The organism is Bradyrhizobium sp. USDA 4341 (genome assembly GCF_054063755.1).
This window is the reverse complement of the sequence record NZ_JBSSGO010000002.1, coordinates 1,589,142-1,609,510: the sequence shown is the minus strand read 5'-3', so window position 1 is coordinate 1,609,510 and position 20,369 is coordinate 1,589,142. Positions and strand designations below refer to the sequence as shown.

21 protein-coding genes and 1 pseudogene are annotated in these 20,369 nt (G+C 64.0%); 17 read left to right on the top strand and 5 right to left on the bottom strand.

Features of this window, described 5'->3' with window-relative positions; all coding sequences use genetic code 11:
• Positions 1-224: 224 nt before the first annotated feature.
• On the top strand, positions 225-368 hold the full coding sequence (locus ACVIGB_RS13640; RefSeq protein ID WP_176530348.1) for a hypothetical protein: 144 nt from the start codon (positions 225-227) through the stop codon (positions 366-368).
• A 104-nt stretch (positions 369-472) separates the two neighbouring features.
• On the opposite strand, the gene ACVIGB_RS13635 is transcribed toward ACVIGB_RS13640, so the two are convergent.
• Complete coding sequence (locus tag ACVIGB_RS13635) at positions 473-1,231, bottom strand: hypothetical protein (RefSeq protein WP_456722303.1); 759 nt, start codon at positions 1,229-1,231, stop codon at positions 473-475.
• Positions 1,232-1,413: 182 nt separating this feature from the next.
• Between ACVIGB_RS13635 and ACVIGB_RS13630 the strand changes: the two are divergent.
• Together ACVIGB_RS13630 and ACVIGB_RS13625 are read left to right on the top strand one after the other, a co-directional pair.
• Positions 1,414-1,942: pseudogene (locus ACVIGB_RS13630) on the top strand (hypothetical protein).
• Positions 1,943-2,071: 129 nt separating this feature from the next.
• On the top strand, positions 2,072-2,572 hold the full coding sequence (locus ACVIGB_RS13625; protein ID WP_456722304.1) for a DUF3806 domain-containing protein: 501 nt from the start codon (positions 2,072-2,074) through the stop codon (positions 2,570-2,572).
• Here the strand turns inward: ACVIGB_RS13625 and ACVIGB_RS13620 are convergent.
• The 4 genes from ACVIGB_RS13620 to ACVIGB_RS13605 all read right to left on the bottom strand — a co-directional run bounded on the left by ACVIGB_RS13620 (position 2,518) and on the right by ACVIGB_RS13605 (position 7,719).
• Positions 2,518-2,907, bottom strand: coding sequence for a carboxymuconolactone decarboxylase family protein (locus ACVIGB_RS13620; RefSeq protein WP_456722305.1), 390 nt, complete (start codon positions 2,905-2,907; stop codon positions 2,518-2,520). The genes ACVIGB_RS13625 and ACVIGB_RS13620 overlap by 55 nt on opposite strands.
• 39 nt (positions 2,908-2,946) lie before the next feature.
• Entirely contained in the window at positions 2,947-5,373 is a 2,427-nt protein-coding gene (locus ACVIGB_RS13615) for an SIR2 family protein (RefSeq protein WP_456725183.1), read from the bottom strand.
• Positions 5,374-5,556: 183 nt separating this feature from the next.
• Positions 5,557-6,339 (bottom strand): 3-oxoadipate enol-lactonase, encoded by a 783-nt coding sequence (pcaD, locus tag ACVIGB_RS13610; RefSeq protein WP_092125773.1) that lies wholly within the window; start codon positions 6,337-6,339, stop codon positions 5,557-5,559.
• A 24-nt stretch (positions 6,340-6,363) separates the two neighbouring features.
• Complete coding sequence (locus ACVIGB_RS13605; RefSeq protein WP_456722306.1) at positions 6,364-7,719, bottom strand: 3-carboxy-cis,cis-muconate cycloisomerase; 1,356 nt, start codon at positions 7,717-7,719, stop codon at positions 6,364-6,366.
• Positions 7,720-7,929: 210 nt separating this feature from the next.
• Here ACVIGB_RS13605 and ACVIGB_RS13600 point away from each other — a divergent pair, with 210 nt between their 5' ends.
• From ACVIGB_RS13600 to ACVIGB_RS13535, 14 genes are all read left to right on the top strand, one after another.
• On the top strand, positions 7,930-8,376 hold the full coding sequence (locus tag ACVIGB_RS13600; protein WP_016840413.1) for an SRPBCC family protein: 447 nt from the start codon (positions 7,930-7,932) through the stop codon (positions 8,374-8,376).
• 168 nt (positions 8,377-8,544) lie between these two features.
• On the top strand, positions 8,545-9,030 hold the full coding sequence (locus ACVIGB_RS13595) for a (2Fe-2S)-binding protein (RefSeq protein ID WP_456722307.1): 486 nt from the start codon (positions 8,545-8,547) through the stop codon (positions 9,028-9,030).
• A 37-nt stretch (positions 9,031-9,067) separates the two neighbouring features.
• Entirely contained in the window at positions 9,068-9,874 is an 807-nt protein-coding gene (locus tag ACVIGB_RS13590) for an FAD binding domain-containing protein (RefSeq protein WP_092115265.1), read from the top strand.
• Between the two features lie 102 nt (positions 9,875-9,976).
• Positions 9,977-10,885 carry an AAA family ATPase gene (locus tag ACVIGB_RS13585; protein WP_092115264.1) on the top strand — a complete coding sequence of 303 codons (909 nt, stop codon included), beginning with the start codon at positions 9,977-9,979 and terminating at the stop codon, positions 10,883-10,885.
• Positions 10,886-11,084: 199 nt separating this feature from the next.
• Entirely contained in the window at positions 11,085-12,287 is a 1,203-nt protein-coding gene (locus ACVIGB_RS13580) for a vWA domain-containing protein (protein WP_171947635.1), read from the top strand.
• A 29-nt stretch (positions 12,288-12,316) separates the two neighbouring features.
• Positions 12,317-12,640 carry an XdhC family protein gene (locus tag ACVIGB_RS13575; protein WP_456722308.1) on the top strand — a complete coding sequence of 108 codons (324 nt, stop codon included), beginning with the start codon at positions 12,317-12,319 and terminating at the stop codon, positions 12,638-12,640.
• Between the two features lie 168 nt (positions 12,641-12,808).
• Positions 12,809-13,510, top strand: coding sequence for an XdhC family protein (locus ACVIGB_RS13570; RefSeq protein ID WP_456722309.1), 702 nt, complete (start codon positions 12,809-12,811; stop codon positions 13,508-13,510).
• Positions 13,507-15,111 (top strand): NTP transferase domain-containing protein, encoded by a 1,605-nt coding sequence (locus ACVIGB_RS13565; protein ID WP_456722310.1) that lies wholly within the window; start codon positions 13,507-13,509, stop codon positions 15,109-15,111. Before ACVIGB_RS13570 ends, ACVIGB_RS13565 begins: the two co-directional genes overlap by 4 nt.
• Before the next feature lie 234 nt (positions 15,112-15,345).
• A complete protein-coding gene (locus ACVIGB_RS13560) occupies positions 15,346-15,750 on the top strand; it encodes a DUF4189 domain-containing protein (protein ID WP_456725184.1) in 405 nt (134 codons plus the stop codon).
• Between the two features lie 207 nt (positions 15,751-15,957).
• Positions 15,958-16,368, top strand: a complete 411-nt coding sequence (locus ACVIGB_RS13555) for a DUF2000 family protein (RefSeq protein WP_092115259.1) — start codon at positions 15,958-15,960, stop codon at positions 16,366-16,368.
• 350 nt (positions 16,369-16,718) lie between these two features.
• Positions 16,719-17,444: a TetR/AcrR family transcriptional regulator gene (locus tag ACVIGB_RS13550; RefSeq protein WP_456722311.1), complete on the top strand. Its 726-nt coding sequence runs from the start codon at positions 16,719-16,721 to the stop codon at positions 17,442-17,444.
• On the top strand, positions 17,441-18,226 hold the full coding sequence (locus tag ACVIGB_RS13545) for an HlyD family secretion protein (protein ID WP_456722312.1): 786 nt from the start codon (positions 17,441-17,443) through the stop codon (positions 18,224-18,226). Before ACVIGB_RS13550 ends, ACVIGB_RS13545 begins: the two co-directional genes overlap by 4 nt.
• On the top strand, positions 18,223-19,182 hold the full coding sequence (locus ACVIGB_RS13540) for an ABC transporter ATP-binding protein (protein WP_456722313.1): 960 nt from the start codon (positions 18,223-18,225) through the stop codon (positions 19,180-19,182). Before ACVIGB_RS13545 ends, ACVIGB_RS13540 begins: the two co-directional genes overlap by 4 nt.
• A gap of 5 nt (positions 19,183-19,187) precedes the next feature.
• Entirely contained in the window at positions 19,188-20,351 is a 1,164-nt protein-coding gene (locus ACVIGB_RS13535) for an ABC transporter permease (protein WP_456722314.1), read from the top strand.
• Positions 20,352-20,369 lie beyond the last annotated feature (18 nt).

Below are 20,369 nucleotides of genomic sequence, written 5' to 3'. Positions count from 1 at the left end.
TCGCGTCGTGGTATTTTCTAACAGTGGAACCCCGGCGGCGGCAACAGCGTGGCAGCAGCAGACGAGGGCTTGTACATAACTACTTCGGCGGGTGCGGTTCCGATGTCACAGGGTCGACACCCCGTTGCCTTGCAATGATCGCGCCGGAACCCATGTTCCCCGAGCAACCGCGGTCCTGACGGTGCGTTGTCCCGAGCTTGATGAAAGCAAAGGGAGTTAAGCGAATGAGCAATCAGAACCAGAACCCCGGCCAGCAGAACCAGAACCCGAGTCAGAAGCCCGGTCAGCAGCAGGGCGGCGGCCAGAAGCCTGGCCAGCAGCAGCAGGATCCCGGCCGGCAGGGCCAGAAGCCCAATCCGGAGCGCTAGTTCGGCGCAATTGAGCAGATTCAACCCAAGGGCCTCGCCGAACGGCGAGGCCTTTTTGTTCGGGACTTCTATTTCGTTGGGTCTTCCGCTTCTGCCTGTGTTGCTCAGGCCAGCTGATCGGCGAAGCGGCCGCGGAAGGCATATGAACCGAAATGCGTGAGCTCGCTTCGAAGGTCCAGCCAGATTTCGCCGCCGAGATCGATCCAGCGCCGGCAGAAGGCGTAATCTTCGGACAAATACTCGCCGGTCGTCTTGTCGATCATACATTCGAACAGCGAGACGCGGTCGAGGTCGGCGCGAACCAGGTCGCCGGTGTTCAAGTCGTTGCTTTTGTGGTTCGCCCGATATTTGAGCTCGGGATGGGCGTCGCACAGCCTGACGAGGGCGGATCGCTTCATCATCAGGAAGCCGGTTCCGGCATATCGGACCTTGGCGAAGCCATCGCCGCGAGCCGTGAGCTGGTCGCCCTCCCATGTGACGACATAGTCCAGCGAGGAAGACGCGAGGTTCTTGCGCTTGGCTTCCGCAGCCCGCTGCACCTTTGCCCAATCGATGTGCTTGAGCGGGTAGGCCGCGGCCGCAACATCGGTGCCGCAATCCAGCAGCCGGAACACGGCCTCGGGTTCGAACCCGATATCGGCATCGATGAACAGCAGATGGCTGGCGCCGGATAGGAGGAACTGGTGGGCCAGTTCGTTCCGGGCGCGCACGATCAGCGATTCGTTTCCTATCAGGTGGAACTGGATGTCGATGCCCCGGGCAGTGGCCGCAGCCTGAAGCTTCAGGGCGGACAGCACATAGGCCATCTTCAGGTCGCCGCCGAAACAGGGCGTCGCGACGAAAACGCGGGTTCTTTCGGTCATTTTACCCCCTCTATCCTGACTGGCGCCGATCCTGGCCGGGCCCGATCGCATCGATCCGGAACCATCGCACCGCGCTTAACCTTAACAAAGGGTTTAAATTGCTGCCGGCAATCGATCGGCGTTACCTCGCAGGCTGAACCGTCGCCGATCCAAAAGGCGCCGGAGAGAAGCGGGAAGCGGCAATGTCGAGCAACTGGCGGATCAGCTCCTTCAACGGCGCGCTGCTTGCGGCCTATTTCATTCCGGTCTGGACCATCATCGCCTTCAGCATCATGGTGTCGCCCGATCCACGGCCTCTATGAGCGGCCGAGCGTATCGATCGCGCTCTATGCCAGCGACCACCTGCACCTCGCCAAGATGGCGACGGTGCGGCTCGCTTGGCTGCTGGCGCTGGCGCGGATCACCGTGGTGGCGTTCTTTGCGGTCTTCCTCGCGATGGCCGCGTTCTCGCCGTTGCGCAAGAGCAGCAGCGGCGCCGACGAGGCGCTGGCGGTCGCGCTCTGCCTGGGCAGCGTGCTGAGCTTCGCCAGCATGATGATGGCATCCAAGGTCGGCGAGATCGAAGCGTTGCGGATGCATGCGGCCGAGCTCCTGATGCTGCTCGGCACCGCGATCGTGATGCTGTTCGAGACCTCGCCGAAGCCCGTCACCAAGGCGCCGGCCGCCGAGGCAAGCGCACCGGCAAGCGAGCTATCCCTTCAGCAGCCCTAGCAGGTTCGTTGAAGAACCCATAGCCTGTCCGCTTTCGGCATGGTTCAATCGGTGATGCATGTTCGCCGTCGCCTGCAATCTTGTGCGGGCGCCCAAGCCGATCGTGGCGTCCACATCGCGAGATTCTCGATGGAACAGAAAATTGAGCCGCTTTCAGAAGCTGATGCGGCGCACGTCGAAAAGCAAAGGTCGTGGGTTCGAGATCACTATGCGCCAGAAACTCGCGATCAGTACGAAACCCTTGAAGGGAAGCTCACCCTTCTTGAAACGATCATAAAAGAAAAGTGGATCGAACCACATGAGACTTGGAAGCTGCAATGCCTCGGCATCACTTTCGGTGATGCCTTGGCTCAGGAAATGGGGCTTTCTTGGACTGCCGTCGAAGATCAGTACGGGCGCGATCCGGCGCTTCACGAACCGGGAACAACGATCCTGGTCTTTCCGCTGACGACGATTTCCAAGCGAATTGAGCGCGGGGAAACGGTATCTGTTCGCGACCTGTTTGCAAAAGCTTGCGACTATCGCGAGCGTCAGAGCCAAGATTCGGTAGGCCGAAACGCGCTGATTGCCATTGTTCAATGGCCTGCCGCCAGCTCGGCGATGATCGCGCCGGCTTCCTTGACGGCGTGATTGGCCGCGGGCACGCCGCAATAGATCGCCTGCTGCAGCAGGATCTCCTTGATGTCCTCGGGCGTGAAGCCGCCTTCGCTGAGCGCTGCGCGCACATGCAGGCGGAACTCGTCCCACTGGCCGAGCGCGACCATGGTGCCGATCACGAGCACGCGGCGCGTGCGGTGATCGAAATGCGGCCGGGTCCAGATGTCGCCCCACGCATAGCGCGTGATCAGGTCCTGGAAGTCGGTGTTGAACGCGTTGCGGTTCTTGATCGACTTGTCGACCCATTCATTGCCCAGCACCTTGCGGCGCTGCGTCATGCCGTCGTCGCGGCGCTGATTGTCGTCCATCGTATCCCTAGCGTGGTAGCCGGTCGTAGCTGGTCAACACTACTTATCGTTTTCATCCAGAATCTCAAGGCAATCGAAGATGCTCTTCCTTGCGGTGGTGAGCATCCTCGATGGCCTTACGGCTTTCAGCTCCTCGATCCGCTTCGTCCATTCGATGAGGATGGCGCGCGTCATTTCCTTCTGCTTCTTCGAAAACGCGATCACGCGCATTTCGACAAACTCCGGGAAGAGCATCACCACCTTGAAGGGGTGGTTGCCGGTGCTCTTCATGTAGGTTTGTTGCATCGCAAGCTGGCTGGATTTCTGGAAGGATTCGAAGAAATCAGACCACAGGTTCGTCTTGGACCTGCTCTCGATCAGGAACTGGGCGTAGCTGTTCTCGATCTTGTAGCGATAGAAGTCCGAACGGCGATCCAGGATCTTCATGGCCTCCATGAAATATCGGTTCGCTGCGGTGTAGTCGCCGAACGAGCTGGCGGCGATTGCGTATTGCAGCCAGTAGTAGGGGCTGAAGTCCTTGTAACCCAGGTTGCCCACCTGATCGTAGAAGTCGGCGATCTTGAGATACTTGTTCTTCGTCACACCGATCAGGGAGTCGATGTTCGAGAATTGCATGACCTTGCTGTTGAAGGTTCGGTACCGTTCCGCGCGCCTGAACCTCTCGGAGCTGGTTGCCAGCGCGCGCTTCAGGACATCGAAGATGACCAGGTCGGAAACGATGTTCTTCAGGACGTATCGCGCCAGAATGGGCGATCGTGCCAGCACCTCGATTCCGGAAAGTGCAAAGAACTCCCGGACGTAGCTGTCCTTGATCATCGAGTTGATCTTGAAGACGTCGAATCCCAGCAGTTCCGACAGGAACTCGTAGGTCGGGCGCATTTCGATCGCGTTCATGATGAGAGCCAGGACGATCGCCGGCTGCCCCTCGTTGGTGCCGCGGCCGAAATAAGCCCGGATCTTTTCGTCGGCCGACACCGAGCCCACCACGCCGAGCATGACCGATTGCATCTCGTATCGGCAATCTCGCGCGATGATCTTCTCCTTGTCGGAGGACGTTTTCGCCTTCGGAAAGTTTGACCAGTACGCGCCGGAATTGAGGATTCTGATCAGCGCCGCGACGTCGACCTCCAGTATCTTGTTGACGTCGAACTCGACCGTGGATTTTGGGACCACGTGCCTCAGCTCCGTCAGCTTGATCTCGAATGCCGACGAGCGCGCCGTCAAAACGATCCGGGCGCGAGATAGTTGCGAAAATAGCGGAGCCAGCAAGTCATCGTTGTCGATCAACTCTTCGACGACGATGACGTAGTCGGTCAGCTTGCTGAAGAATTCGATATCGAAGGCAAATACGTCTGAGCGGCGAGCGAAGGTGAAGACCCGCAGCCCCGCAGATAGCAGCTGGAACATGATCTGTTCCAGCACGAGCGTCTTTCCGTTGCCCGTCTGGGCATGGATCACCACGCTCGATCCCTCGTTCTTGAGGGCAGCGACGATGTTCGGTGCTATCGCGCGATTGACGACATACTCTCGCGAGGGGGACAGCTTTGACGACCAGAACAGCTTCCGGTCATAAACACCCCTGATCAGCAGCGCCGCAACGTCCCTGTCCGTGATGGTTTCGGCCACGGGCATCGCAGGCAGCAGGACTTCCTCGAAATTTTCCGGACCCAGCACATTGGTCGCGGAAATTCCGTTCGTCAAAACTTCGGAGATGACCTCTGCGAGGCCTTCGTTTCCGACCTTCAGCACGCTTCCAAAATGCTTCAGAAACCGCTCGTCCGCGTTGGATAGTCCCTTCCACTGGATCGCAACCGTCTTCTCCTTCAGGTTCGGGTTCTCGCCCAGGATTCGGGAGATGTCGGTGTCATAGAGCGAATAGCCGGCGAACACGATCAGGTCCGAAAGCAGGAAGTCCTGCCGCAGCGTCGCCGCCCAGCCGGAAGCAAACAGGTTTGAATCGATATAGGACGTGAACGTCAGGGCGAAGTCGTCGATCGTGGTTTCGCTGTCGATTGCCCCGACATATCCATTGATGTGAACAATGTGGCGATCGTCACCCTCGAATGTGAGTGGGATCGATGCGCGAGAAAACGACCGAGGTCGTGTTCCGTTGGGGGCGGCGACGTGTTCGGCAACGTCGTCATAGTTGGTGGTATAGATGCGCTTCCAGGGGTAATTGAGAACTTTTCGCTGTTGTTCGGTGATGCTCTTGATCGAGAATGTCGACTTGATCAGCTTCACCAAAGCCAGTGGATCGCCGTTCTGTTCCTGATAGATTTCCGACAGGATCGTCAGGGGAACGGAGCTGTTCTCACCGATGGCTTGCGACAGCTCCGCCGCAAAATCCTTGGCAAGCGGTACCGGTAGGTCCCGGCTGTTGGTTGCTCCGTCGGAAAAGCCAGCGCCCAGAAAAAGAATGGCGCCGCCTGGGCGTGGGTGCGCCAGCTTACGGCGAAGATCCTCCATCGTAATCACTTTTGAATCCCTCAATAATTACGGTGCCTATCCTCGTCGGTTGATCAATGGGGCATCCTAAGGTTGAAATTTGGCCATTCTGATATGCGTCAGGATGCGATGCAATCGAAATAGAGTGGATTTTCTAGAAAATGGCTGGGGTCGCGTGGCGATTCCGCAAGCGACCTTTGTTTCCTAACGTTGCGTCAGGAAGCCGACCACGGCTTCGGTGAAGGCGTGCGACTGCTCGACATTGGAGATGTGCGCGGCATCGAGCAGTGTCATGCTGGCGCCGGGAATGCCGCTGCGGATCATTTCACCCGCCGACACGGGCGTCGCCATGTCCTGCTTTCCCGCGATCACCAGGGTCGGGCTCTTGATCCTGGGCAACAGCGCGCGCTGGTCGAGCGTCGACAGCGCTTCGCAGCAGGCGAGGTAGCCCTCGACGGGAGAGGCCAGCAGCATCGCCTTCATGCGTGCCGCGGTCTCCGGCTCACGCTCGCGGAAGTCGGCGGTCAGCCAGCCCGCGATCACGGCGTCGGCGACCGCCGCGATGCCGCCTTGCTTCACCGCCTTGATGCGGTTCAGCCAGTTGGTGGGATCGGGATAGTAGCAGGCGGTGTTGGCGAGGATGATCTTGCCGAATCTTTCAGGGGCGTTGGCGCCGAGCCATTGCCCGACCATGCCGCCCATCGACAGGCCGCACCAGTGCACCTTCTCGATGTTGAGGTCGTCGAGGATCGCGAGCACGTCGCGGCCGAACCGCTCCATCGCGTAGGGGCCCGCCGGCACGCCGGATTTGCCGTGGCCGCGACGATCGTAGCGGATGACGCGGAACATCTGCGTCAGCGCCCGCATCTGCGGCTCCCACATCTGCAAGGTGCAGCCGAGCGAGTTCGACAGCATCAAGGTCGGTCCGCCGTCGCGGCCATCCACCTGGACGTTGAGCAGGCATCCGTCGGCGTTGATCATCGGCATCGTCTTGTCCCTCTCGTCATCCCGCTACTTGTCGTCCAGTGAAGCCAGCAGGCGGTCGATCAGCGCCTGCGAGGCGCCCTGATAGGCCATCGGCTCGAACAGGTCCGCGATGCGCTTGGCATCGAGATGCGCGGTGACCTTGGCGTCCGCCGACAGCACGTCGCGCAAATGCTTCCTCTCCGCGACCGCTTTCTTGCTGGCGGCCTCGATCAGATGATGGGCGTCGCTCTTGCCGATCGTTTCGGCGAGCGCAAAGGTGACGGCTTCCGCCATGATCAACCCATGGGTCGCATCGAGATTGACGCGCATCCGCGCCGCATCGACCTCGAGCCCTTCGGCGAGATCGACCATGGCGGCGAGCGCGCCCGAGGTCACCAGCATCAGGCCCGGCAATGTCGGCCATTCCGCATGCCAAGGGCCGGCGCTACGCTCATGGTCCTGCACCTGCGCGGCGAGGATCGTAGCAGTGAGGTTGGGCGCCATGGTCGCAGCCCCCAGCGCGCTCGCGGCGGCGACCGGATTGCGCTTGTGCGGCATGGTGGAGGAGCCGCCGCGGCCGGCGCCGGCGGGCTCGAAGGCTTCGCCAACATCGGTCTGCATCATCAGCGAGACGTCGCGCGCGATCTTGCCGCAGCTGCCGGCGAGGATCGCGAACACCGAAGCGGCCTCCGCGATGCGGTCGCGGTGGGTGTGCCAGGGCGCATCGGGCAGGGGCAGGTCCAGCTCTTTCGCAAGGCAGGCTGCGACCGCCAGGCCCTTGTCGCCGAGTGCGGCGAGCGTGCCGGCGGCGCCGCCGAATTGCACGGCCAGCGTCTCGCGGCGCAGGCGCAGCAAGCGCTTGCGGGATCGATGCAGGGCCGCGGCATATTCGGCGAGCTTCAGGCCGAACGGCATCGGCAGCGCATGCTGCAGCCAGGTCCGCGCCACCACCGCGGTGTTGCGATGGGCAAGGGCAAGCCCGGCAAAACCCGCAACGGCGCGGTCGAGATCGGTGAGCAGCGCATCGATGCCGGCGCGCAGCGACAGCATGGTCGCGGTGTCGATGACGTCCTGGCTGGTCGCGCCCCAATGCACGTAGCGCGCCGCCTCGGCATTCGCCTTGGCGACATTGGCGGTCAGGGCCTTGACCAGCGGGATCGCCAGATTGCCGGATCGCGTCGCGGCATCGGCCAGCGCGGCGAGGTCGAATGATTCGGCCTTGCAGGCCGCTGCGATCGGTCCCGCGCTAGCTGCGGGAATCACGCCGCAGGCCGCTTCGGCGCGGGCCAGCGCGGCCTCGAAATTCAACATGTTCTGCAAAGTGGTGGCGTCGTCGCACACCGCGCGCATCGCGGCGCTCGACAGCATCGGCGCAAGCAGGGGGGAGAGGGCTGTGCTCATGGCGCGCGACCTAACCACTGTCGCGCGCTCCTGCCAATGCCCTGCCGCTGGCGCCAATTTCGGCAGCGCCGATTGCGCGATTTTGTGAACAGCGGACGCGTCTTGCTGCGGTGCGAATATGCATCGCTCATCCTCCGAAGGTGCCCTTTCCTTTGCGCCCCGGCTGCTTTACTTGGGGGCAAAGGTTCTAGCGATCGAGGAGGTCCCCCCATGGCCATGACAATGACCGGCGAAGTCCAGCTTGCAGCGCCGCGCCAGGCTGTGTGGGACAAGCTCAACGATCCCGAAGTGCTGAAGGCCTGCATTCCCGGCTGCGAAGAGCTCGAGAAGACCGACGAGGGCGGCTTCCGCGCCACCGCGAAGATGAAGGTCGGCCCGGTCTCCGCCCGCTTCAAGGGCAAGGTCACCTTGAGCGATCTCGATCCGCCGAACGGCTACAAGATCTCAGGCGAAGGCGAGGGCGGGGTTGCCGGCTTCGCCAAGGGCGGCGCCACCGTCGGCCTCGCCGACAAGGATGGCGGCACGCTGCTGAGCTACAACGTAGAGGCGCAGATCGGGGGCAAGCTCGCCCAGCTCGGCCAGCGCTTGATCAACGGCGCCGCCAAGAAGCTGGCGGACGAATTTTTTGCAAATTTCGCCAAAGCGGTGCAGGGTTAACCCCGCAGGCGGGCCGGCTTATTCAGGCCCCGCCGTGCCTTGCCGTTATGTCCTGGGTGGGTGGCTCGAAAGGTTGCCCATCGCGGGGCGCGCCCATATTATGCCGTCTGGAATGATTTTAAACCGCCTGCTTCGCCGATATGCGGTGGCGCAGATAAGAGAGTGCTGATGGCCAAGATTTCAATGATCGTGAACGGCAATCCCGTTAACGCGAATGTCGACCCCCGTACCCTTCTGGTCCAGTTTCTGCGCGAAAACCTGCGGCTGACAGGTACCCATGTCGGCTGCGACACCTCGCAGTGCGGCGCCTGCGTCGTGCATCTGGACGGCAAGGCGGTGAAGTCCTGCACGACGCTTGCGGTGATGGCTGACGGTCATGAGGTCAAGACCATCGAGGGGCTGGCGGCCGATGGTGCGCCGCTGCATCCGATGCAGGAGGCCTTCCGCGAGCATCACGGCCTGCAGTGCGGCTTCTGCACGCCGGGCATGATCATGACCGCGGTCGACCTGGTCCATCGCAAGGGCTACGACCTCTCCGACGAGGTGATCCGCGAAGAGCTGGAAGGCAATCTGTGCCGCTGCACCGGCTACCAGAACATCGTTGCTTCGATCGCCGCCGGCGCCAAGGCGATGGCCAAATCGGACCTCGCCTAATCAGCAATTCGTCGCGACAAGCGATCAGGACATTCCAATGTACGAATTCAAATATCATCGTCCCGGGACCGTGCGGCAGGCCGCCAACCTCCTGGTGAAGAACGAGGACGCCAAGCTGATCGCCGGCGGTCACACGCTGGTGCCGGTCATGAAGCAGCGGCTCGCGAGCCCGCCGCATCTGGTCGACCTCTCCCATATCGAAGGTCTCGACACGATCGAGATGAAGGGCCGCTCGCTGGTGATCGGCGCCACCGCCAAGCACGCTGAGGTCGCGAACTCCGCGGTCGTGGGCGAGGCGATCCCGGCGCTGGCCGAGCTTGCCGGCATGATCGGCGATCCTGCCGTGCGCCATCGCGGCACCATCGGCGGCTCGCTCGCCAACAACGACCCGACCGCCGACTATCCGGCAGCGGTGCTGGCGCTGGGTGCGACCATCGTCACCAACAAGCGCCGCCTCAAGGCCGAGGAGTATTTCCAGGGCCTGTTCACGACTGCGCTCGAGGCCGACGAGATCATCACCAAGGTGATGTTCCCGCTGCCGAAGAAGGCGGCCTATGTGAAGTTTCGCAACCAGGCCTCGCGTTATGCGTTGGTCGGCGTGTTCGTGGCCAAGCGTCCGTCCGATGTGCGCGTCGCGGTCACCGGTGCGGGCTCCGACGGCGTGTTCCGCGTCACCGCGTTCGAGGAGGCCCTGAAGAAGCGCTTCTCGCACAAGGTGCTCGACGGCATCGCGGTTGCGGCCGATGGGCTGAACAGCGACCTGCACGGCAGTGCCGAATACCGCGCCCATCTGATCGGCGTTTTGGCGCGCAGGGCGGTGGAAGCCGCCAACGCCAAGGACTAGATCCAAGGGACTAGATCCCAAGAGCTGGATCCCAAGGTCTAGTTCCACGAACCAAATCCACGGCGTGATTTTGCTAACCCCTGTTCGAAGACTGGCTGTTCCATGAGTGCACCGGCGTTACCCACTTCCGTCGATGCGCTCGAGGAGCTGCTGACATCGCGCGGCTATCTCGCCGAGCGGTCGCTCGCGACCGTGACCTATCTCGCGCTGCGCATGGGCCGCCCGCTGTTCCTGGAAGGCGAGGCGGGCGTCGGCAAGACCGAGATCGCAAAGGTCTTGTCGGCGGCGCTCGGGCGCAAGCTGATCCGCCTGCAATGCTATGAAGGCCTCGACGTCGCCTCCGCCGTCTATGAGTGGAGCAGCGCCGCGCAGATGATCGCGATCCGGTTGGCGGAAGCCTCCGGCGATACCGATCGCGACCAGCTCGCGAGCGACATTTTCGCCGAGCGCTTCCTGATCAAGCGGCCGCTGCTGCAGGCGCTCGAGCCCGACGTCGCTGGCCCCCCGGTGCTGCTGATCGACGAGCTCGACCGCGCCGACGAGGCGTTCGAGGCGTATCTGCTGGAAATCCTCAGCGACTTCCAGGTCACCATCCCCGAGCTCGGCACCGTGAAGGCGCCGGCGCCGCCGATCGTCATCATCACCTCGAACCGCACCCGCGAGATCCACGACGCGCTGAAGCGGCGCTGCCTCTATCACTGGGTGGATTATCCCACAGCCGACCGCGAGCTCGCGATCGTCAAGTCGCGGGTGCCGAACATTTCCGCGAAGCTGTCGCAGCAGGTCGTCCGCTTCGTGCAGGCGCTGCGCAACCAGGATTTCTACAAGTCGCCGGGCGTCGCCGAGACCATCGACTGGGCCACCGCGCTGTCCGAGCTCGACGCGCGCTCGCTGACGCCGCAGGTGGTCGGCGACACGCTGGGCGCACTCTTGAAGTACCAGGACGACATCGCGCGGATGCAGGGCGATGCGTTGCAGAAGACATTGAAGGAAGCGACGAGCGAGACGTAAGGCTCGCGCGTCACAACAAGTTCGTCATTCCGGGATGCGCCGTCCGAACTCGGGCTTACCCGAGTTCGGCAGACTTAAGTGTCCAAATCGGCAACAGCCGACTTGGACGGCGCGAGCCCGGAATCCATACTCACGATCGTGGTTATGGATTCCGGGCTCTCGCTTCGCGAGCCCCGGAGTGACGGGAGTGGATAGACCTATGGCCATCAACCACCTCGCGCCTCCGACGGGCCACATGGCCGACAACGTGATCGGCTTTGCCCGCGCGCTGCGGGCGGCCGGGCTTCCCGTCGGGCCGGGCTCGGTGATCGATGCGCTCGATGCGCTGCAGCTGATCGAGGTCGGGCATCGCTCCGACTTCTACGCCACGCTGGAGGCGATCTTCGTCAAGCGCCATGAGCATGCGCTGATCTTCCGCCAGGCCTTCGAGCTGTTCTTCCGCGCCGCCGAGGAGTGGAAGAGCATGCTGGATTCCGTCCCGCTGCCCGACCACGCCAGGAAGAAGCCGCCGCCGGCCTCGCGCCGCGTCCAGGAGGCGATGGCGCAGCCGGCGAAGAGCGAGGAGCGGCCGCAGGCCCAGGAGCAGGAGCTGAAGCTCTCGGTCTCCGACAAGGAGGTGCTGCAGAAGAAGGATTTTGCGCAGATGACCGCGGCCGAGATCGCCGAGGTGACGCGCGAGATCGCCAGGATGCGGCTGCCGCAGGCCGAGCTGGTGACCCGCCGCTACCAGCCGGATGCGCGGGGCTTGCGGCTCGACATGCGCCGCACCGTGCGCAACTCGCTGCGCACCGGCGGCGAGATCATCGATATCAGGAAGCTCGGCCGGATCGAGAAGCCGGCGCCGATCGTGGCGCTGCTCGATATCTCCGGCTCGATGAGTGAATACACCCGCCTGTTCCTGCACTTCCTGCACGCCATCACCGACTACCGCAAGCGGGTCTCGGTGTTCCTGTTCGGCACCCGCCTGACCAATGTGACGCGCGCGTTACGGGCGCGCGACCCCGACGAGGCACTGGCGAGCTGCACGTCCTCGGTCGAGGACTGGGCCGGCGGGACGCGGATCGCGACCTCGCTGCATACCTTCAACCAGCTCTGGGCCCGCCGGGTGCTCGGGCAGGGCGCGATCGTCCTCCTTATATCCGATGGACTAGAACGCGAGGCCGATGCCAAACTGGCCTTCGAGATGGACCGATTGCACCGCTCCTGCCGCCGCCTGATCTGGCTCAACCCGCTGCTGCGCTATTCCGGCTTCGAGGCCAAGGCCCAGGGCATCAAAATGATGCTGCCCCACGTTGACGAATTTCGCCCGGTGCATAACTTGACGTCTATCAAGGGCTTGATCGGGGCGCTGTCATCCCCGCCGCCGGCGCACCACCGCAGCCTGATCCGTTCTGTAGCCTAAGAAGCCTGACCCGATAGCAGGAGGCCACCATGCTGAACCGCGACGAAGACATCCTTCAGGCCGCCGAGACCTGGCAGAAGCAGGGCCATGGCGTGGCGCTCGCCACCGTAGTCGAGACCTGGGGCTCGGCGCCGCGCCCGGCCGGCTCGAGCCTCGTCATCAATGACGACGGCACGTTCCTGGGCTCGGTCTCCGGCGGCTGCGTCGAGGGCGCAGTGGTAACGGAAGCGCTCGACGTGATCGCGAGCGGCCAGCCCAAAATGCTCGAATTCGGCGTCGCCGACGAGGCGGCCTGGAATGTCGGCCTGTCCTGCGGGGGCACTATCCGCGTGTTCGTCGAGAAGGTCGGGTAGTGCCGCCGATTTGAAGTTCCTGTAGTGCATGCCGCGCGTGCGTTTCTGGAACTTCAAATCGATAAGCGGCACTAAAATCGTCAAGTTGCAAGTGCCCCTCTTGTTTCCGAAGTTCGTACGAGAGGGCGCCGCGAGAGAGGTACGAACTTCGGAAACGGGGCACTTGTCGTGAAACTCGAGATCCTCAAAGAGCTGAACGCCGAGCGCGCCGCGCGCCGTCCGGTCATCATTGTCACCGACACTGCGAATGGCGAGCAGCGCCTGGTCAAGGCGAAAGACATCGCCGCCGATCCACTGCGCGCCGAGCTTGCCAAGCAGCTCAGGATGGGCAAGAGCGGCAATGTCGAGGTCGCGGACAAGAAGCTGTTCCTCAACGTCTACGCGCCGACCGCAAAGCTCGTGATCATCGGCGCTGTCCATATCAGCCAGGCCTTGGCGCCGCTGGCGCGCTCGCTCGACTATGACGTGACCGTGGTCGATCCGCGCACCGCGTTTGCAAGCCCCGAGCGTTTCCCGGACGTGCCGCTGGTCGCCGAATGGCCCGACGTCGCGCTGCCGCCGCTCAATGTCGATCACTACACCGCGTTCGTCGCGGTGACGCACGATCCCAAGATCGACGATCCGGCGCTGCTGCACGCCTTCGACCGCGACTGCTTCTACATCGGCGCCCTCGGCTCGCGGAAGACCCACGCCAAGCGCGCCGATCGGCTGCGCGCGCAGGGCGCCAAGGACAGCGACATCGCGCGCATCCACGCGCCGATCGGCCTCGACATCGGCGCGGTGTCGCCGTCGGAGATCGCGGTCGCGATCATGGCCGAGATCACCGCGCAGCTGCGTTTGCCTCCCAAAGAAAAAGAAGAAGCGGCATGAAGTTCGGTCCCGCCAGTCCGGCCGACGCGATTGGCGGCGTCACCGTGCATACGCTCCGCCAGGGTACGCTGGTGCTCAAGAAGGGCACCACGATCGGCCCTGATGAGGTCGAGGCGCTGACCAAAGCCGGCGTCAAGGACGTCGTCGTGGTGCGGCTGGAGGAGGGCGATGTCTCCGAAGACGTCGCGGCCGCCAGCATTGCGCAGGCGGTGGCGGGCGAGGGCGTCAATGTTGAGCGCGCCTTCACCGGCCGCGCCAATCTGTTCGCGGCGCGCCCCGGCGTGCTGGTGGTCGATCGCGCCGCGGTTGATCGCATCAACGGCGTCGACGAGGCCATCACCTTTGCAACGCTCTCAGCGTTCAAGCCGGTGGTCGAAGGCGAGATGATCGCGACCGTCAAGCTGATCCCGTTCGGCGTCGAGGGCCGGCTGCGCGATGCGGCCGTCGCCGTCGCCGGCAAGGGTACGCTGCGGATCGCGCCTTACGTGATCCGGAAGGTCGGCGTGGTCTCGACGCTGCTGCCGGGCCTCGCGCCGAAAGTGATCGACAAGACGCTGCGCGTCACCGCCGAACGGCTCGCGCCGGCCGGCGCCACCATCATCGCCGAGCGCCGGGTGCCGCATGACGAGACCGTGCTCGCCGCCTCGATCAAGGAATTGCTCGGCCTGGGCGCCGAGCTCGTCATCGTGTTCGGGGCGTCGGCGATCGCCGACCGCCGCGACGTCATCCCGGCTGCGATCACAGAGATCGGCGGCGCGATCGAGCATTTCGGCATGCCGGTCGATCCCGGCAATCTGCTCCTGATCGGCAGCGCCGGCGGCGTGCCGGTGCTGGGCGCGCCGGGCTGCGCGCGCTCGCCGGTCGAGAACGGTTTTGACTGGGTGCTGATGCGGCTGCTCGCCGGCATCAAGGTGACGCGGTCGGATCTCACCGGCATGGGCGTCGGCGGCCTGTTGATGGAGATTGTGACGCGGCCGCAGCCGCGCACCGTTCCCGACACCGAAGGCAACCGCAACGTCGCGGCGATCGTGCTCGCCGCCGGCCGTTCGACCCGGATGGGCGGCCCGAACAAGCTGCTCGCCGAGCTCGACGGCAAGAAGCTCGCGCGGATCGTCGCCGAGCAGGCGCTGGCCTCGAAGGCTTCGGAGGTGATCGTCGTCACCGGGCACCAGGCCGATCTGGTCGAGCAGGCGCTTGATGGACTCAAGGTCAAGTTCGTCCGCAACCCGGATTTCGCCGGCGGTCTCGCCAGCTCGGTGAAGGCGGGCATCTCGGCGGTCTCCGACAGCGCCGACGGCGCGGTGGTCTGCCTCGGCGACATGCCGCTGATCGATGCGAAGCTGATCGATCGCCTGATCGAAAACTTTGCGCCCGACCGCGGCCATCTGATCGCGATCCCGGTCAGCGAGGGCCGCCGCGGCAATCCGGTCTTGTGGTCGCGGCGTTTCTTCAAGGAATTGATGACGCTCGACGGCGACATCGGCGCGCGTCATCTGATCACCAAGCATTCCGAGGTGGTCGCCGAGGTCCCGGTCGAAGGCAACAGCGCCTTCCTCGACATCGACACGCCGCAGGCGCTGGAAGCGGCAAGGCGCGGGTAGCTCCATCCACCGTCGTCCCGGCCAAGCGAAGCGCGAGCCGGGACCCATAACCACAGGATGCACTTGTTGTGCGACGCTGGGGGCCCCAGCGAATTCGATCACACAAGGCGGTGGTAATGGGTCCCGGCCTTCGCCGGGACGACGAGCGGATAGAACTCGTCGCAACCCGTCATTCACCATCTGGAAACGACCCCTTTGTACAGTCCGCGCCGGACTTTGGGGGATTTCCGCTTGATCATTTCGACCGCCGCCGCGCGGCGCCGCGCGCTGACGATTCTCGTCCTGACATTGCTGCTCGGTGCCACGCGTTTCTCCGTGGAAACCTTCGTCCCCAAGGCGCACGCCGCCGGCGCGTTCGCGGTCGGCAAATGCGGGGCGTATGGCCAGGCCTACGACTATCCGGCGGAAGGCGCGGCGCGCGCCGCGGCGCTGAAGCAGTGCAAGGGCGATTGCACCACGGTGACAATGAAACGCGCCTGCGCCGCGCTTGCGATCGACATGAAGAATCCCTGCGGCGCGCATGGCTACGCGGTGGCGCCGAAGATCTCGAGCTCGCTCAATGCCGCGACCAAGAAGTGCTACGACTATGGCGGCAAGGAATGCGTGATCCGCGCCTGGGCCTGCGACGCCAAAGGGTAAGCGGTCCGTTCGCGAGGCCGCGTGAGGGCTTGCGACATTCGGAAACAACAACTCGGCTCTCGTAGCCCGCATGAGCGAAGCGATATGCGGGTTCGACCGCCCCGGATATCGCTTCGCTCATCCGGGCTACGCGCTGTCACCAATATGCTAGCGTGCCTTGCGCCGCCAGGGCTGGCCCGGCCACAGCTCCGCCGCTAAACTCCCGCCATGCAGTTCGACACCAAGATCGCGGTCGTGATCCGCACCGACCTGGAAGTCTGGCAGAAGCTCAACGTGGCGTCGTTTCTCGCCGGTGGCATCGCCGCTTCCTTTCCAGAATGCATCGGCGAGAACTACGAGGACGGCTCGGGGACCGGATATCTCTCCCTGATCGGCCAGCCGATCCTGATCTATGGCGCCGACCGTGCACAGTTGTCGCGCGCGCTGGATCGCGCGCTGGCGCGCGACGTGCGGCCGGCGCTCTACACCGAGGACATGTTCAGGACCACGCATGACGCCGCCAACCGCGAGGTGGTGAAGGCGGTGGCGCGAAGTGATCTCAACCTCGTCGGCCTCGCCTTTCGCGCCGAGCGCAAGGTGGTCGACAAGATCCTCGATGGGCTGAAGTTTCATACGTAGTCGGGCCAACTCTTTCCGAATCAGGGGCGAGTAGGATGGGTAGAGCGCAGCGAAACCCATCATCTCGCCACGCGGAAGAAAGTTGATGGGTTTCGCTGCGCTCTACCCATCCTACGAACCGGCAATTTAATCATTCGGCTTTTCATGGGTGCGATCGGCGCCCGGCTTTCCCTGCGCCCTCTGATCGCCGGACGGGCGAAAAATACCCAGCATGCTCGGGCGTTTAGGCCGCGATGGCGCGGTCGTATGCCCGCATCCCAGGATCGAACTCACAACAGGAACAGTTGGTGTCGCCGCGCGTCTTCCCTGATCGAATTGACAATGACTGACCAGTCAGTCATATTGTGGCCATGACAAAGCGCACCGAAAAGACGACCCGCACCCAGCCTGCCAAGCGCCGGACCACGATCCGCCCTGCCGCGGCGAGGATCCCGAAGGTGGCCTCGGCACCCTTGCCTGAGGCGAAGCCGGCTGCGAGCCGCGCCGGGAAGTCGGCGGAGCGGCGCGCGGCGATCATCGAGGCGGCGATGGACGAGTTCATCGCACGCGGCTTTGCCGCGACGCGGCTCGACGACGTCGCCAAGCGCGCGGGCGTCGCCAAGGGCACGCTCTATCTCTACTTCAAGGACAAGGAAACGATGTTCGAGGAGCTGATCCGCACCGCACTGGTGCCGCTGATCGGCCGCTTGACCGCGCTGCCCACCATCACCGGTCCCGTGCGCGACGCGGTGGAGGGATTTGCCGAGACCTTCATGCGCGAGATCGTGGCGACCCGGCGCGGCGACATCATCCGCCTGATCGTCGCCGAAGGGCCGCGCTTCCCGGCGATCGCCGATTTCTATTTCCGCGAGGTGGTGTCGAAGGGCCTGACCGGCATGAAGGCGCTGGTCCAGCTCGCGATCACGCGCGGCGAGATCAGGCAGCGGGAGCTCGGAGATTTTCCGCAGCTGGTCGTCGCGCCCGCGATCGTCGCGGTGATCTGGCAGAGCCTGTTTGCCCGGCACGCGCCGCTCGACGGGCTCGCGATGTTCAAGGTGCATCTCGATCTGATCTTCGGCGAACGGAGGAAGACATGACCGCGTCGCGCATGATGAAGCTGATGACGGTCGTCGCGCTGGCGGCGGCGCTCGCCGGATGCAAGGAGAAGCGGGACCCCGGCTTCCAGGGCTGGGTCGAGGCCGACATGATCTTCGTCAGCCCCGATGAATCCGGCCGCGTCATCAAGCTCAACGTGCGCGAGGGCGACGAGGTCAAGCCCGGCGATCAGCTCTATTCGGTCGACGACGATCTGCAGCGCGCCGATCTCAACCAGAACAACGCGACCCTGGCCAACGCGCAGCAGAGCTATGACCGCGCGGCGTCGCTGCGCGGCACCGGCGCCGGCACCCAGGCCAATCTGGATTCCGCCGTCTCGGCGCTGCGCGTCGCGGAGGCGCGCGTCGTCACCTCGCAGACGCGGCTCGACCGCCGCAGGGGCTTTGCGCCGATCGCGGGCGCGATCCAGCAGATCTATTTCCGCGAGGGCGAGATGGTGCAGGCGCAGCGGCCGGTGCTGTCGATCATGCCGCCCGGCAACATGAAGCTGCGCTTCTTCGTGCCGGAGACCGAGCTGCCGAAGCTTGCGCTCGGCGACGAGGTGAGGGTGACCTGCGACAATTGCGCGGCCGACCTGACCGCCAAGATCTATTTCATCGCCACCACGGCGGAGTACACGCCGCCCGTCATCTACAGCCTCGATGAGCGCAACAAGCTGGTCTACCTGATCCAGGCGCGGCCGAGCCGGCCCGACGTGCTGCGCGTCGGCCAGCCGATCAGCATCTACCTCAACCCCAAAACGCCAATGGCGGACCGCAGATGAACGGCGGCCCCACCAGCGCGCGGCCCGACGCATCGTCCATCGCGATCGATGTGAAGGGCCTGACCAAATCGTTTGGCGGGCGCGAGGTGGTCCATGACCTGTCGATGCAGGTCAAGCGCGGCTCGATCTATGGCTTCCTCGGCCCCAACGGCAGCGGCAAGACCACGACCATCCGCATCCTGTGCGGCCTGTTGACGCCCGATAGCGGCGAGGGCACCTGTCTCGGCTACGACATCCGGCGCGATGCCGACAAGATCAAGCGCAAGGTCGGCTACATGACGCAGCGCTTCAGCCTCTACCAGGATCTGTCGGTGCGCGAGAATCTGGAGTTCGTCGCGCGGCTCTATGGCATGCCGGACGCGCGCGGCGCCGCGGCCGACATGATCGCGCGGATCGGGCTGAAGGGCCGCGAGGAGCAGCTCGCCGCCAATCTCTCCGGCGGCTGGAAGCAGCGGCTGGCGCTCGGCGCCTGCACGCTGCCCAATCCGCAATTGCTGCTGCTGGACGAACCGACCGCCGGCGTCGACCCGAAGGCGCGGCGCGACTTCTGGAACGAGATCCACGCGCTCGCGGCCGAAGGCCTCACGGTGCTGGTCTCGACCCATTACATGGACGAGGCCGAACGCTGTCATGAGATCGCCTATATCGCCTACGGTCACTTGCTGGCCCACGGCACGGTGGATGAGGTGATCGCGGCCTCCGCGCTGTCCACCTGGACCGTGACGGGCGAAGACTTCAACGGACTGATGGCCGAACTGTCAGGCAAGCCCGGCGTCGACATGGTGGCGCCGTTCGGCACCAGCCTGCACGTCTCCGGCCGCGACACGGCGGCGCTCGAGGCTGCCATCGCGCCTTACCGCGGCAACTCGAAGTGGCACTGGCAGCCGAGCGAGCCGTCGCTCGAAGACGTCTTCATCGATCTGATGGGGCGCTCCAAGGACAACTTCCAAGGATAACCGCCATGAGTGCGACGGGTACGATCCGAAATGGCGAGGCGAGGGAGCCGGCGTTCGGCTTCTGGCGGCGCAGCTATGCGATGCTGGTCAAGGAATTCATCCAGCTCCGCCGCGACCGCGTCTCGTTCGCCATGATCATCATGCTGCCGGTGATGCAGCTCACGCTGTTCGGCTACGCCATCAACACCACGCCGCGCAATCTGCCGACCGCCGTGCTGACCCAGGAGGACACCGATCTCGGGCGTTCGATCCTGAAGGCGATGGAGAACACCGCCTATTTCCATTTCGTCCGCGAGGTCCACACCGTCGAGGAGTTCGACGAGTTGTTGCAATCCGGCAAGGTGCTGTTCGGGGTCGAGATCCCGCGCGGCTTCGAGCGCGCGGTGCGGCGCGGCGACCGGCCGGCGCTGCTGGTCGCGGCCGATGCCACTGACCCCACCGCGGCGGGTTCGGCGCTCGGTACGCTCGGGCCGCTGGTGCAATCGGCGCTGGCGCACGATCTGCACATCGGCGATCCTCCGGACATGCCGTTCGAGATCCGCGCCCATGCCCGCTACAACCCGGCGGCGGATTCGCGCCTCAACATCGTGCCCGGCCTGGTCGGGACCATCCTGACCATGACCATGCTGATCTTCACCGCGCTCTCGGTGACGCGCGAGATCGAGCGCGGCACCATGGAGAGCCTGCTCTCGATGCCGATCAAGCCGGTCGAGGTGATGTTCGGCAAGATCATCCCCTATGTGCTGGTCGGCTTCATCCAGGCCACGCTGATCATCGCCATCGGTATCTTGCTGTTCGGCGTGCCGGTGCTCGGCAGCCTGACGCTGCTGGCGCTGCTCACCACGCTGTTCATCACCACCAATCTGTCGATCGGCTACACCTTCTCGACCATCGTGCAGAACCAGCTGCAGGCGATGCAGCTCTCGATGATGTTCTTCCTGCCGAGCATCCTGCTGTCCGGCTTCATGTTTCCGTTCGCGGGCATGCCGGTCTGGGCGCAATATATCGGCGAGGGGCTGCCGCTGACCCATTTCGTCCGCATCGTCCGCGCCATCATGCTGAAGGGCGCCGGGATGCCGAACCTGCAATACGACACCATCGCGCTGGTCGCCCTGATGCTGTTCGCCATGACCGTTGCCGTGACGCGCTTCCGCCGCACGCTCGATTGAGGCAGAATGCGAGTGATT